The 14,551-nt window shown below is 45.0% G+C and carries 13 protein-coding genes; all 13 read left to right on the top strand.

The genetic code is table 11. The features are described 5' to 3' along the window. Positions 1-7: 7 nt before the first annotated feature. The gene (cysD, locus tag IE099_RS19040; protein WP_189573843.1) at positions 8-913 is read left to right on the top strand and encodes a sulfate adenylyltransferase subunit CysD; all 906 of its coding nucleotides are present in this window, start codon (positions 8-10) and stop codon (positions 911-913) included. A 44-nt stretch (positions 914-957) separates the two neighbouring features. Beyond that, complete coding sequence (gene cysN / locus IE099_RS19035; RefSeq protein ID WP_189573841.1) at positions 958-2,202, top strand: sulfate adenylyltransferase subunit CysN; 1,245 nt, start codon at positions 958-960, stop codon at positions 2,200-2,202. Positions 2,203-3,193: 991 nt separating this feature from the next. Next, positions 3,194-4,534, top strand: a complete 1,341-nt coding sequence (locus IE099_RS19030) for a hypothetical protein (RefSeq protein ID WP_189573839.1) — start codon at positions 3,194-3,196, stop codon at positions 4,532-4,534. Positions 4,535-4,563: 29 nt separating this feature from the next. After that, positions 4,564-5,340, top strand: coding sequence for a sulfotransferase family 2 domain-containing protein (locus IE099_RS19025; protein WP_189573837.1), 777 nt, complete (start codon positions 4,564-4,566; stop codon positions 5,338-5,340). A 47-nt stretch (positions 5,341-5,387) separates the two neighbouring features. After that, a complete protein-coding gene (locus IE099_RS19020) occupies positions 5,388-6,167 on the top strand; it encodes a hypothetical protein (protein ID WP_189573835.1) in 780 nt (259 codons plus the stop codon). A 48-nt stretch (positions 6,168-6,215) separates the two neighbouring features. Next, entirely contained in the window at positions 6,216-7,130 is a 915-nt protein-coding gene (locus IE099_RS19015; protein ID WP_189573833.1) for a DNA topoisomerase subunit B, read from the top strand. A 65-nt stretch (positions 7,131-7,195) separates the two neighbouring features. Continuing rightward, positions 7,196-7,873, top strand: coding sequence for an FkbM family methyltransferase (locus tag IE099_RS19010; RefSeq protein WP_189573830.1), 678 nt, complete (start codon positions 7,196-7,198; stop codon positions 7,871-7,873). Positions 7,874-7,902: 29 nt separating this feature from the next. Next, a complete protein-coding gene (locus IE099_RS19005; protein ID WP_189573828.1) occupies positions 7,903-9,009 on the top strand; it encodes a glycosyltransferase family 4 protein in 1,107 nt (368 codons plus the stop codon). A gap of 4 nt (positions 9,010-9,013) precedes the next feature. After that, positions 9,014-10,063 carry an acyltransferase family protein gene (locus tag IE099_RS19000; RefSeq protein WP_189573826.1) on the top strand — a complete coding sequence of 350 codons (1,050 nt, stop codon included), beginning with the start codon at positions 9,014-9,016 and terminating at the stop codon, positions 10,061-10,063. Between the two features lie 5 nt (positions 10,064-10,068). After that, positions 10,069-11,568 carry a hypothetical protein gene (locus tag IE099_RS18995; protein WP_189573823.1) on the top strand — a complete coding sequence of 500 codons (1,500 nt, stop codon included), beginning with the start codon at positions 10,069-10,071 and terminating at the stop codon, positions 11,566-11,568. Positions 11,569-11,622: 54 nt separating this feature from the next. Then, positions 11,623-12,480: a sulfotransferase domain-containing protein gene (locus IE099_RS18990; protein WP_268244943.1), complete on the top strand. Its 858-nt coding sequence runs from the start codon at positions 11,623-11,625 to the stop codon at positions 12,478-12,480. 4 nt (positions 12,481-12,484) lie between these two features. Then, positions 12,485-13,186: a sulfotransferase family 2 domain-containing protein gene (locus tag IE099_RS18985; protein ID WP_189573817.1), complete on the top strand. Its 702-nt coding sequence runs from the start codon at positions 12,485-12,487 to the stop codon at positions 13,184-13,186. 24 nt (positions 13,187-13,210) lie between these two features. After that, positions 13,211-14,263: a glycosyltransferase family 4 protein gene (locus IE099_RS18980; protein ID WP_189573814.1), complete on the top strand. Its 1,053-nt coding sequence runs from the start codon at positions 13,211-13,213 to the stop codon at positions 14,261-14,263. The last annotated feature ends 288 nt before the right edge of the window (positions 14,264-14,551 follow it).

The raw sequence follows: 14,551 nt of genomic DNA, 5'->3' as shown, positions 1-14,551 counted from the left end.
AAGAACGATGCCTGATTATTCACTCAGTCACTTAGATCAACTCGAAGCGGAAGCAATATTTATTCTCCGCGAAACCGCAGCCCAATTTGAGAATCCCGCTCTCCTTTTTTCGGGAGGAAAAGATTCCATTGTAATGGCTCACCTAGCTGCGAAAGCCTTTTGGCCTTCTCGTTTACCATTCCCCTTGGTTCATGTGGATACTGGTCACAACTTTGCCGAAACGATGACCTATCGCGACGAGTTTGTTGAGAAAATCAATGCGCGACTCGTTGTAGGTTCAGTCCAAGAGTCAATCGACAAGGGGCGGGTCGTAGAGGAAAAAGGAGTGAACGCTTCCCGTAATCGGGCACAGATTATTACCTTACTGGATACCATCGAAGAGCATCAGTTCGATGCCGCCCTGGGTGGAGGCCGTCGTGACGAGGAAAAAGCCCGTGCTAAAGAGCGTTTCTTCTCACATCGCGATGACTTCGGGCAATGGGATCCCAAGAATCAGCGCCCTGAGCTTTGGAATCTTTTCAACGGTCGCATGCATCAGGGAGAAAATTTCCGAGTTTTTCCTCTTTCCAATTTCACTGAAATGGATGTTTGGATGTATATGAAGCGGGAAGGTATTGTTCTTCCGAGTCTCTATTACGCCCATGAACGGGATTGTGTCATTCGCAACGGCACTATTTTGGCTGTTTCTGAATTTGTGCAACCTCGCGACGGTGAAGAAGTGAAGAATATGCGTATTCGCTTCCGCACTATGGGTGACGCGACCATTACCGGTGCCGTTGAGTCAGATGCGGACACAATCGAAAAAATCATCGATGAAGTCGCAGCCGCCCGTCAAACCGAACGTGGAAATCGGGCTGACGACAAGCGTTCGGAAACTGCAATGGAAGACCGTAAAAAAGAAGGATATTTTTAGAAGTCCCTCTCTCATACACAGATTATTAAAAAAATACCACTTTCATGGACCTACTCAGATTTACTACTGCCGGTTCCGTTGACGACGGAAAATCCACCCTCATTGGTCGTCTTCTATACGACTCCAAGTCTATTTTCGAGGATCAACTCGAAGCCATTGAGGAGAGCTCAAAGAAGAAAGGAGACGAACACGTCAATCTTGCGCTCCTTACCGACGGTCTTAAGGCCGAACGGGAGCAAGGGATTACTATTGACGTAGCCTATCGCTATTTTGCCACTCCTAAGCGGAAATTCATTATCGCCGATACTCCTGGCCACGTGCAATACACGCGTAACATGGTGACTGGTGCCTCTACCGCAAATTTGGCCATCATCTTGGTGGACGCTCGCAAGGGCATTATCGAGCAAACCAAACGACACTCTTTCATCGCAGACCTCTTACGCATTCAGCATGTTGTCCTTGCTGTTAATAAGATGGATCTCGTCGACTATTCGGAAGGGCGCTTCAACGAGATCGTTGCAGAATACGAGTCTTTTGCCTCTCGCTTAGGAAATATCGTTGATATTGAGCCCATTCCGATTTCTGCGCTCAATGGAGATAACGTCGTTGATAAATCTACCAACATGGATTGGTATCAAGGTCCTACCTTCCTCTATCACTTGGAGAATGTCTACATCGGCGGAGAAGAGAACCACGTTGATGCGCGTTTTCCCGTCCAATGGGTTATCCGTCCTCAAAGTGACAATTGGCATGACTTCCGTGGTTTTGCCGGTCGGGTCGCAGGGGGAGTTTTCCGTCCTGGTGATGAGGTCGCTGCGTTGCCGTCCGGATTCAAGACTTCTATCAAGTCGATTTACCTTGACGGCAAAGAGATTGAGGAAGCGTTTGCACCTCAGTCGATTTGCATCACCCTTAATGATGAAATTGACCTCTCGCGTGGCGATATGATTGCAAAACCAAACAATCAACCCAAAGTCGAGCAGGACATTGAGGCAATGGTTTGTTGGTTCTCAAGCACTCCCATGCAGACGCGAGGTAAATACATCATTAAGCATACCAGCCACGAGACTCAGGCCGTTATTCGTGAAATGCGCTATCAAGTAGATGTAAATACCTTGCACAAGGTTGAGGATGCTATCTCGCTCAACCTCAATGAGATTGGACGTGTGACTCTCCGAACAGCTGCGCCTCTTCTTCACGACAATTATCGTAAGAATCGACTCACAGGCTCCTTCATTCTTGTTGATCCTGGCACTAACGAAACTGTTGGTGCAGGCATGATCGTCTAAGTGCTAATCGGGTTCTTTACTGGCTGTCGTGTTAGAACAAAAAGACTAAAGAAAGTTCGAAAGTGAAAAAGCAGTTAATTTGAGAGTGTCTTGGGGAAGTTCTATCACTTTCCCCATCTTTGGAAAAGCAATCGAAAGCCCTTATTCGAGATTAATTGACTTTGTTTATTATTGAATTGCTTTAGCCCGTGTAGGCAAATTAAAAGCTTTTCAAAACTATAAGTAGAATTTGGCAAGTTCTTATAACCAGCGCGCCGTCAAATCAGTTGCCGGGCTACTACGGAAAGTAAAACAGCGTTCACCGTTTCTTTTCCCGTTGGACCCAACGGGTCTAGTTTTGGGCTCTTCTCGACAAGAGGGTTTGCCAATACAATCGCGACCGCTACAAAGTCACTAATGACACTTACATCAAATTTCACCTGGATGCCTGCCATTTCTCCGAATTCTCAGACATAAGGAGGCCGGAATTCGAAACTTGGTGCAGTGACAAACCCTCAAGGAAAGTTCCTCAACCTCAAATTAGTTCCAAGCAATCGAGTTGGGATAACAAGCGGCGAGTGAAGTGCTAGGCATTGTTCGCGACAAGATTGTCATCGGGGCCAGAGGCTACGATAGCGATGAGCTTCGCAACTATATTTTTGAGAGTGGTGGCACCGTCACGATTCCTCGAAGAAAAACCACAGCCGCTTTGTCCTTTCTTTAAACTGCCTTGGAAAAGTGTGATGAGGTAGACTCCGAAAATCAGGTCAGAGGTTAAGCGATAATTTTAGTGTGATTACCGTGAAGAGTTGGCGTCAGAGCCTCCTAAGTTTTGAAAAAACAGGATTTAGCGTGTAGACCAGTAAAAGAAACGAGCAAGCGTTTTCATGGCTCAAAAAGCCAGCTTCTGCAAACATTTTAAAAAATGTCTGACCTTCTCTAGACTAATAATTAGCGTTAAATTAATCAATCGAATAAACAAAACCTGGCAAGTTTATTAATGTCTGATGGCATGTTTAAAAAATTATGGAAGTCCAATAATGCGACCCAACTAGCAACGCTTTCAGCAAAGCCTCTGAATCTCTTGGTGTTTATGCCGGTTCTCTTGATCCAGCTAGAGGTTTGGGAGTCAACTTTGTTCTTACTTTATTTAAGTAATGCTGTATTTTGCAATATAGTCGTTCGCCGGATCGGAAGTATCTTTACCCGGGCTCTTTCGATTGCTATCGGAGGCCAGGCTTCTCTTTCAGAAAAGAGGAGAGATGTGGTCTCCAGAAACTCGCCTAATAACGAGCCTGATTGGAAAGCTTTCTGGAGTTGTTTCAAAACACTCCAGCGGATGCAGTTTTTTGCAGCAGGAGTAATGATTCTCTTTGTTGCCTTTCTCAATTATGCAGCAACCATAAAAATTGCTGGGAGTGGATTGAGTACAAATCTCGGTTATCTCTATTTACTCATATTTCTTGGAACGTTACGGCCTTACTTGAATTCGTTCGGTTTTTCCTATATAGCAGCCCAACGGGCCGCAGGACGAGTAAGCTTAAATAATCGTATTGACCTACTCAGGGTTCTACTCCAAAACTTAGGCGGTACATTATCGCTGTTAATGGGCGGAGGTCTTGCCGGAGTTTTAATTGTCTATGTTGCTGGAGAGGCTTTGTTTCGTGTTTGCGTTGCGATAAGTGTTCTTCGCCTAAAGAAGAACACTTTTCAGGAGAAAGCGGAGCCTTCTATGGCGATTTTCAAAGACCTATTAGGACCGGTTCTTAAGAATTTGGCATCAGGAATGGCGACTTCTGTAGAGCGATTAAGTGTCAACCTTCTCCCGATTTATTTCTCGCCGGCACTAGTTGGAGACTATCTCTTTACTCGATATCTTCTAACCACTTGTTCTCAGGTGGGTCAATCTCTATGGAATGCTAATTTTACCCTCTGGGTTAAGTTTTATGTTCAAGGGCGTTGGGATAAAATCCAAAAGTCGGTAAATCGGACCGCTCTGTTGAGTTTATCACTCTACTTCGTGAGTGTTCTTATCCTTTTAGTGGGTTATTCGATTGCAATAAAATACTTCTCTTTTTCGAAGGGGATCTTGAATGGCTGGCCTCTTGCTGTCTTAACAATTTGTTCCATTGCTGAGTTTCTTGTTTATTCATCAAACTCGGTAGGTCGTATCTTTGAGTATAATATTGATTTCAAGCCTTCAATAATTGGAATGCTTATAACAGTGCCTTTAGTTGGATTGTCGTTGCTATTAGGATGGTTTGTAGCGTTTGTTGCAGCGGTGAAGCTTCCCGTAGTGATTGCTAATGCCTTTTGTGGCTTCCGTTTATATCTAAAGAAAATTTCAGCTTGAATCTGTTAGAGGTTTTAGTTCTAAATTCAATGCTATTATCAAAAAATAGTCAGTTTTTATACGTGCACATTCCGAAATCCGGAGGGACTAGTGTTAGGGGGGCGCTGCATGATTTTGCGAACCAACCGAATCGCTCGATACTATCCAAAATCAGGAGAAAGGTGGGCACTCACGCTAGAACTTGGAAAACTTTCAATTTTGATAATTATCCCCATGCGGGGATGGCGTTTGCTGAGGAGCTAGTTCCGGAGGAGATTTTTGCAGAATTGACGAAATTTGCGGTCGTTAGAGAACCTCTTGCATGGGTAACCTCTTATTATAAGCATTGCCTGCGATTTCATCTGAAAGGTCAATTTGCTCAGTTTTACGAGGGAATGCCTGTCTCTGGAAATTTAGAAGACTTTCTTGATTGGAGAGTTGAAGGCGGTTTCTTTCCAACACAATCAACAGCTCTAGCTCTTAAATCAGGAAGTCTTCCTGCAATGACTCTATTTCAGTATCCTAATTTTGAGAAGATCGAAGAGTTTGTTAAGAATGAATTCGGTATTAGAATTTCGATAGGAAAGGAAAATGTTTCACCTTCTTCACAAAGAATTGAAGTGAGCCAAGATGCAAGAGCGAAAGTCGAAGAAATCTTTCACGACGATATTCGTTTGTATGAGACCTGCTCTGATAATGCTGGAATATTTGACGATAAGAGTTTCAAAGTGTCTTCAATTGCGCGAGATTTCATTAATTCAAAGAGAAGTTGTCTTTACAGTTTTTGGGCTCCAGAACGGGATCTTAAAGTGATTGCTCGTCGTTAATTTAGAGGTAGACATTTTGTCGGATAATAAATTTTTAGTCGAAAGTAATGATAAAGGGTGAAAATAATCATAAACTCATTTGGTTTCAGCATCTTCATAAGTGTGCTGGATCGACGGTTGTTGAACTCGCTAGGCTGAATGGGGAAACTTTTCCTGAGCGTCATCGAAACGGGAACCCGTGTGATAAGAGTGGGCGTCACCTTCCTATTTGGGAATATGGAGAAGATGAGTTAAATTCTTTCGTAGACGGATTGATCTCTCGGGGCGTAACTTTTACGGCAAGTGAGCAAGGAAGTCCAAATTTTCAGTCTTTGGTCGAAAGGAAAGAGATTATTCTTGTGACAGGTTTACGAAGCCCAAGGAAAAGATATTTTTCCGCCTATCGGCATCACTACTGTCGTGGGGGAGGACAAGTTCCTCGTGCTCCTGAAAAGTTCTGGCGTAGTCAAAGTGCTCGCCTTTGGAGTTATGAAAACTATTTCACCCGAGTGTTTTCGGAGATAGGAATCACGGAACGTGAATTGACGCAAGCTGATGTCGAATTGGCGCTCAGCAATCTAGCAAAATTTGAAAATATTTATAATGTAGAGAATTCGGATTGGCTCAAGGAGTTTGCCTCTGCTTTGAATTGGCAAGTGCAGGGGTTGGCCGAGAACCGAAATGTGGATCAGAATATCAGGAGTGCCAGTCGCTCTCTTTTGAGAGGCGATTTCGGGCAATTTGTTCGGAGAATACTTGTTAAGAAGAAACTTTCCCAAAGAGTGCTTGATCGATTTGCTGAGAAAAATGCAATGGACGAGATCCTCTATAGCACTTTGTTCGGTTAGAATTTTATGAGTTCGGTTATTTTCGATGCTCAGGAAGCAAAGAATTAAATGTCTATCCCACTTATTCATATCGGGCATACGAAGACAGGAAGCACCTTTCTGCAAAGGTGCTGTTTTTCTCAGAAACCCTTTTTTAATATTCTAGACTATGGCGATATTTCCAAGCTGATTATCGCTCCAGAATTGCGAAGTTTTGACCATAACGCAGTCAAGGAAGCGATGTCTTTGCCGGATGAGAGTAATCAAATGATTCCGATTGTTTCTCATGAGTGCCTTTTAGGTAATCCTGTTTCAGGTGGATTTGATGAGGAGGTACTTGCGCAACGACTAAAAGAGATCTTTCCAGAGGCAAAGATTCTGATCGTGTTCAGAGAGCAATACTCCCATTTTGCTTCATTCTATCCTGAGTATTTGAAGCACGGAGGTTGCGAGTCATTTGTGCGCTTCTTGAATCCTCCAAATCACGAGAGGATGCCATATTTTTCACCTAGTTTTTTCGAGTATGATCTTCAGGTTCAAAGGTATCAAGAGATTTACGGCGAAAGAAATGTTTTGGCCCTTCCTTATGAAATCCTCAAGAATGATTTCGATGATTTTTTGAAAAGGCTGGCGACTTTCTGCGGGCGGGAGATTGTGATCAATTTTTCCGATGAGCGCGTAAATGTGAATCCTTCACTCACACGTCTCGGACTTCTGCGGTTTTTAAATCGATTTAGAAGAACAAATCTCGCTCCCGCACCGCTCCTCAATGTAAAAGGGAGCCAGCAGCTGATTACCTTGTTGAAGTTTTTTGATTTGGTTGAACCTAAAAGTTTGGCGCGATGGGCCTTCAGAAAAAGGGCAAGGCGTGCGGCAGATGACTTGGATGGGTATTTTTCGGAGTCAAATAGACGTTTGTCCGAAATAGTGGGTATTGAGTTAGGAGAGTTGGGCTACGAAGTCAGCGAACCTAAAAAGAGATGAGTTAAAATATGTTGCAGCAGTTAAAGACAAGAGGGAGCAGGTATTTGAAAAGACGGAGACGATTATTGGCTAAAAAGCTGGTGAAAAATTCTCTTAATTACCCTCTCTTTGATACCGGCAGCGGGTTCCATCATCGGCTCATGTTAGGTCGCCTTCAAAGACCTGGTGTTGTGATTGTTGATGCTGGGGCAAATTTGGGAGAGTTTACCTCCTTGATGACTCAGATGTTTGGATCGTATGGTCCAAAAATCATTTCGGTTGAGTGTCAAAAGCAGTTGATTCCGAATCTGGAGAAGCTCGTGTCTCTGAATTCGAATCAAGTTGTCTTGGAATGTTCTGCACTCACTGGAGTGCAGACTGGTGAAACTATTACCTTTACTGAGATTCGCGGTGAGGAACGTGAAGACGGGGTGCCGATTTACAATGAATGGGGGACCATCAATCAAGACAAGCTGGTTCCGGTTGATGCGGAAGTGATTCGATATGAAGTCGAGCAAGTCACGCTGGGAGACCTGTTCACGAAATATGAACTCGGATACATCGATTACCTTAAGATGGATATTGAGGGTGCTGAGGAGGGGATTCTCGATGATTTGACTTCCGAGGTTGCTGCAAAGATCGGTCAGTGGTCTCTCGAGTATCACCGTGATGATCCGTCTCCTCTGGTTGAGAAACTACGTCAGCTTGGATTTGAAACAAAGGTCTTTGCCGGAGATCATGAGATTTTTGCTTTCAGGGCCTAGTTCGTTTTCCTATTTTTCGATTATCGCAAATGAAGATATTAGTCATCCCGAGGGCTGGAAGTCGTATCGAACGCGAAGGGGGAGGGGTGCTCAATATCTGGAAATGTGCCAAAGCTCTCGTCGACCGAGGTCACAAAATCATTGTGGCCGCCCCCGGTGATCCTACTGATTGGACAATGAATGGGCTATTTGCTTACGAGGGAGTTTCTTACACAAATAAAGACTTTGTAAGGTTCGAGGAAATCCTGAAAGAGTGGGCTCCTGATACGATTCACAGTGTTTCAGGAATTCATAGTCGGTTCCTTGAAAGCAGCAATCGATTGAAGATTCCATTTGTGATGGAGTGCCATCTTCAGGGTTTCAAAAGTTTGAAATTGACGGACCGACTCCTGAGTGGACAATTGCGAGGGCTTCGGAGGGGTAGAATGATAGCCAAAGCTGCGCGAACTGCTACCTTTGTTCTAACGCCAAGCGATTACGCGAGAAAGGAACTCATTAACAAGTTTGGAACTACCGATAAGCAGACCTTGACCGTGCGAAATGGCTTGGACCACGAATTGTTCTATCCTGATTTAGGCCAGAAAGAAAAGGGGCTGATGTTAGCCGTGGGAAGACAGGTTCCGGAAAAAGGAATCGGGCGAGCTCTGGAAGTGTTTGAGAAGCTTTCAGTGCAAGGGCTAGCTCGAAAGTTGGTCGTGGTAGGGGAGGGGCCCGAGCGGGACTCTCTGTTATCTTTGGCTCAGAGTCTAGCCATTGTAGAAAAGGTAGAGTTCATCGATTGTGTGACTCAAAGTGAATTGGCTGAATTGTATCGAAAGTCAGAAGTCCTTCTCAATACTAGTAATTCAGAGAATTATAGTAACGCATTGGTTGAGGCGATGGCTTGTGGATGCTTGGTTGCTGGTTTTGATGTGGGCGGCAATGGCGAAATTATCCAGAATTTCGAATTGGGAGTGCTGGTAAAGCCTTTTGAAGTTGAGGAGATGGCTGAAGGATTGGCTCTTAAGCTCTCAGAACGGTCAACCTTACGGGAGATTTTTGAAAAGAATTCGCAATTTTCTATGAGTCGTCACCAGTGGAACTCCCGAGCAGAACGGTTAGAAGAAATTTTCGACTCTGCACGACGAATGTTTTAAAGTTATGTTTGGGATATATCGGACTTTTTTAGCTCTTTGGGTTGCGCTCTTTCATCTGACCTCCGTGGGGGGGATCGGCTCAATGGCTGTTTTCTCATTCTACCTTTTGAGTGGTTTTCTCATGACTCTCATTATGGTGGAGAAGTATGGATATACACGAGAAGGACGAGTCAATTTTGCAAGGAATAGATTCCTTAGGCTGTTTCCAGTTTATTGGTGTTGCATTGTGATATCGGCAATAATTATTTGGTTTGCTGGTTCTGAAGCAGCCACTGACTTTCGCGCGAATTTGGGCTTTCCAAGCGGAGTGCGTTCGTGGATTGGTAATGTAACAATGTTCTATCCCAGTGTGATGCCGGGGATGGTCAATCCGCGGCTTTGTCCTCCAAGTTGGGCATTGACTGTAGAATTAGTTTGGTATACGTTGATAGCCTTTGGCCTGTCAAAGACCAAAACGAGAGTAATGATCTGGTTGGGGGCTGCTGTTTGCGGTCAGCTTCTTATTCCTTTTCTTAACCTTGGCTGGGGTGCGTTGTATTTTTCAATTGCTGCTGGCTCCCTCCCTTTTGCATTGGGTGCTGCATGCTACCATTGGCGTGAATACATTGGTGAACGCACAAAGATTCGATACATAGGTGGTGGAGGTCTTCTTTGGTGTGGAATTCTCACCGGTGCAGCAATTGTGGCTGCTGTCTTGGAATATCTAGGTCACAATTTTAAGGTTGTCTTCCTTTATCTGACGGTGGTATTAGCCGCTCCGGCGACGGTAGCACTATATTACCAGCGTCCAAGTAGTGGCTGGAGAAAGTGGGATAAAGTAATAGGTCGCTATAGCTATCTTATTTATTTGCTACATATTCCCCTTGGCTTGATGACTGAGAGGGCGTTGGTGAGCCAGGAATGGTACCGTTCTTTACCTATACCATTCGCGGGATTTATCGTATTCGGGGTAAGTCTCATTCCTCTGTTCCTCTTGTCTGCCATTATTATCAAACTGGTTGAAATACCGCTAGAGGGAGCGAAGGTAGCCCCGAGGGGAAACTTTCGTAATTAAAGGATATGCAAAAAAACTTTCTAGCCATTCTCGTAATTTTCTTCGGAATTGTTGCCGCCATGGCGGTGATGCAAAGTTCCCTGACTGATTCAAGTAGCGCGGTATCCAACGCTACGAAATGGATTGGCTTGGGGGTTGCCGTGTTCTGCTTCGTGAGACCCAAGTTGGGGGTGATGATCGTCATGATCGAGGCAATGACAACCGACCTCCTCAAGAAGGTGGCCACATATTACGGGACCTTCTCCTACGAGACGGTCGCGGAGGTGATGGGGGTCGTGATGGTGGCTCTCTTAGCCTGTTTCGCCGGTCGACTGGTCCAAGTGACGGTTGGTCGCGACAAGTTTATTGTGACAGAATGGGTTTTTTACGTCGTAGGAGCCATTATTGCGAGTGCAGTCTTCATTAGCATGGGGGGAGGACTGAGAGGAGGGCAGTGGGCTTTCAATTCGGGGGTCTACCTTGGTTCGGGTGGTTTAATTGTTGGAATGTATCGCACTCGGGAAGACCGCGTTAAACTGATGAATCTTCTACTGTTTCTCATGTCTCTATGGGCTGTAATGGCTCTCAAGCAACGCTTCTTCGGATTTGCAGATTTTCAAGTTGCTTATCACCAATCCGGTCTTGCTACAGCTTCAGGTATCGCGGAATGGGCGGATTACCCTAACAATATGCCCCGTCCGCTCGGTTTCGGATCAAATCGAGTAGGGTTTTACGGTTTTGCAATCGGATTGGCTTTTTGTTACTACCAATATGGGCAAGTGAAATCCCAGCAAAAAATGGTGTATATCACTGTGATACTCCTTTTCTTCAGCTGCCTTCTTCTATCAGCGATTAAAAGTGCAATTACTATCGCGATTATCACCATTATTCCACTTTGTCTCATTGGCAGCAAGTTCAAGACTCTGTTCTTATACGGGGTCTGCAGCGGCTTGCTACTCGCGATGATTTTTGGGGCCGAGTATCTACGAGATAACATGACACACATGAATTCCTTTGTGAAGTCAACCTTTGGAGAGGCGTATTCGATTTCGACTTTCAACCCTCGATTGGAGGGGTATATGGAACTGACGAACCCATCGAATTGGACTTTGTTCGGAATGGGTCGCGGAACGGATGTGAAATCTCACGATGCTTTTACTCGGATCCTCATCAATGCTGGGGGCTTGGTATTGGTCATGGTTGTAGCCGGAGCAGCTATTTTCATGCTCTATCCTCACCTCCAGATTTGGAAGATGGAAAAGGGGCCAGATCGTAAGTTGGCAGGCTTTATATTGCCAACTACTTTGGCGATATCAGTAGCATCCTTGTCAGGAGGTCTGGGGATTTTTGCGCAGCCCATGCCTTACCTACTTTCGACAGGTCTAGGGGTGGTCTTTGCGACGATTGTCTACTCTCGAGAGAATGCCGTGGGGGAGCCTGTGAACGAAACGCAAGGGAGTGAAACTGAGGTTGCTCAATCTGAAGTCGTTTCTCTGGCGCAGAAGGCTGGGCGAGGGCTCGGTTAGGCGCCGAATTAACTTTCAAGAGTTCTACTTGGTGACTTAGGGGTGAAAAAATATATGTTGGAAGCGATTGACAAAGTCAGGGCAAAAAGTGTGGTCCCAGTAATTGTGGCTTCCTTTCCGCGCTCAGGAACTCATCTAATGATTGATTTCCTTCGTAGGAATTTTAAGAAATGTCGTATTCCTCGTTGGCCTGGACAGTATCTAGAGTTGTCTTTCGTTGACCTTGACCGAATCAGCAGGTTCTCAACTTGGCCCAATACGGTAGAGCGTACTTTCGAACGTCTTGTGCTTGCAGAGCACCCCGTTTGTAAGACTCATAGTGGACCAAGCTTAGGCTTCTTTGATGAAACTGAGAGAGAGCTTGTTGGGGAAATACTGCAGGCGGCGAAGGTTATTCATGTCGTAAGAGATCCTCGGAAGGTTCTTTGTTCTTATCAGCTCATGCGCCAAGAGTTGCCAGCTCGAAATGACGACGACCTGCTCGGGTTTCTTCAGGGGGCTGACGCGATGTATGGTGGCGAGTCCATTGATTCCTACGAGCGACACTACTCGGAATGGGCTGATTATGGGGAAAGAAATCCCGGAAAATTGATGCGCGTTCGTTACGAAGATTTGACCAAAAATCCGATCTTTGTTTTGGATGAGATTGCTCGTTTTCTAGGTGAGAGAGCGATTGGAAGAAAAGAGCTTCTTCCTCCTAAGCTTCATAGCAAATGGCAAAGAAGATGGATTAGATTGACTCAATTTTCGCCATCTTCGACGGCTGTTCTTGGACGAGGTAAAGGTGGTTATGAGAGGCCAGCGGATTGGAATGAAGTTGCGGGCTCAGGGTCAAAACATCTCTTGGCGACTCGGCTGGAAAAGCTGAACCGTGATTGCGGATATTCTTCTTCACTTGCGGGCAGAGGTTAGAACGATGATTAGCTATGACCCCAAGCTTGTTTTTGTGCATATTCCTAAATGTGCCGGCACGGCTATTGAGAAGGCATTTGAAAATTCCCGGTATAAATTCAAAAGGAATGCTCAACATGGAATGGGGAGAAATCGAGTGCCTTGGAGAGGACCTCCACGCTTAGCCCATTTGACCGCACAGGAGCTGTTGAAAAAGGGTTACCTCTCAAGGAAGGAGTGGCCTTCGTTCCCCAGTTTTGCAATCGTTAGGTGTCCTTGGGCGCGTTTAGTTTCAGAATATAATTGGAGGGGGGAAAATGCCTATTGGAGGCTTGTTAAAAAGAGACCATGGACGTTTAAAGAATTTCTCACTTCTGGCTTTCCGAAGAGCATTCATGACAACTACTTGCTCGGCTATGATAGTTATCGTCATGTCATTCCTCAAAGCCAGTTTGTCACCAGTGCAGAGGGGGAATTAGTCGTAGACAAGGTTTTCAGAATTGAATCTTTCATGCAAGAGTTGCCGACTTGGTTGGAGGAATTGGGGTATCCTTCGATTCAGCTTCAGCATTCGGTAAACCCGTCGAAAAGTCGAGTTCCTGAGACTGGAGAGTATATGGATGAGAAAATTCCTTTGGAGAGATACTTTGATGATTTTAGTATGTCCTTCGTAGAAAAATATTACGGGAAAGATGTTGAACTATTTGGCTTTGAAAGGCCTTTCTAGAAAAGCTGTCTTTAGTTTATGAGTATGAAGATTCTTCAAATGGTTCATAGTTTGCCCGACGCAGGAAAGAAGGCTGGAGGGGTGTCGGTCACGGTGAAACGCCTTGCGGAAGGCTTTTCTCAAGTGCCGGGTTGTTCTGTGACTGTTGGTTGTCTGAGTGGTGGTAATGGTGATGATGTTTTTGAGGTTTGGTATCCCGTGGGGACGGGGTTTCTGAGTCGATTGTGCAAAAGTCGTCTGGGAATCTATTTCTTGTATCCTCTCATTCTCAACTTTAAACAGTTCTCAGGTTATGATGTGATTCATTTTCATGGTGAAGATTGGTTCTTTTTGAATCGTCGAGGAGTTAAGGTCGTGAGAACGATGCATGGGGCTTCCAAGAGAGAGTGTGCCCATACAGACAATGTGCTTCGTAAGGCTCTTCTTTTAATTGGGAATTTGTTAGAATGCTCTTCAGCTCGGTTAGCGGATCGGTTGCTTTGTGTGGGCAGTGATACCCAGGAAATTTTTGGGAGTCCTCACTATATAGGAAATGGGTATTCCCCTGATAAATTCTATCCTGGTAAGAAGTCGGAGGTTCCGGTGGTGTTTTATAATGGGTATTGGAAAGGACGAAAGCGGGGAGAGTTAGCCTATGAGATCTTTGTGAACGAGGTTCTCCCAAAGGTGCCGGATGCGGAATTGTGGTTTCTTGCCGACTCTTGTCCTGAGCATCCTCAGGTGAAGCTCTTTTGTGGTGTGACGGATGAGGTTTTGGGGAATCTTTACCGAGAATCTTGGGTTTTCCTTTATCCAAGTAGTTATGAAGGTTTTGGAATGGCTTACGTGGAAGCTATGGCTTCGGGGACGGTAGTCGTCGCCAGTGGGAACCCAGGTTCCGGCGACGTTCTTCAAGGAGGAAAGGCGGGAGTTTTGGCAGGCGATGACAAACTAGGAAGCGTCGTTGTTAGGCTCTTGCTAGATAAGGAGTATAGAGTTCACTGGGAAAGATTGGGGTTGGAGAGGGCTAAAGACTTTACTGTTGAACGAGTGGTTGACCAGCATTTAGCTCACTTTCGAGAAGTGATTGATTCCTGATTGATTCCTGTGTCCTGAATAATGTTTATAGCGGGTTTCACCTTTAATAAAGCCATCTTCTAATAAGTATTTTGTTGGTCTTGATCATGTGCGGGATTTGGCTGTGTTTGTGGTCTTCATATGGCGTTTTCACTGGGGTTTCTCTGTTAATGGTTTTAAGCGGGTATTCATTTTGAAAGCTTCTAGGCCGTGTGGACAAATTGGAAGCTTTTCAAAATCAGTAAATTCCGGCACTCTGTCGCTGCTTTGAAGAATAAAACGACAGAGATGCCGGACGTGCTTTATCAG

It is taken from the genome of Roseibacillus persicicus, assembly GCF_014651675.1.
Taxonomy (GTDB): Bacteria; Verrucomicrobiota; Verrucomicrobiia; order Verrucomicrobiales; family Akkermansiaceae; genus Roseibacillus; species Roseibacillus persicicus.
Note: the sequence above shows the minus strand (reverse complement) of the source record. Positions and strands in the feature narration are given on the sequence as shown.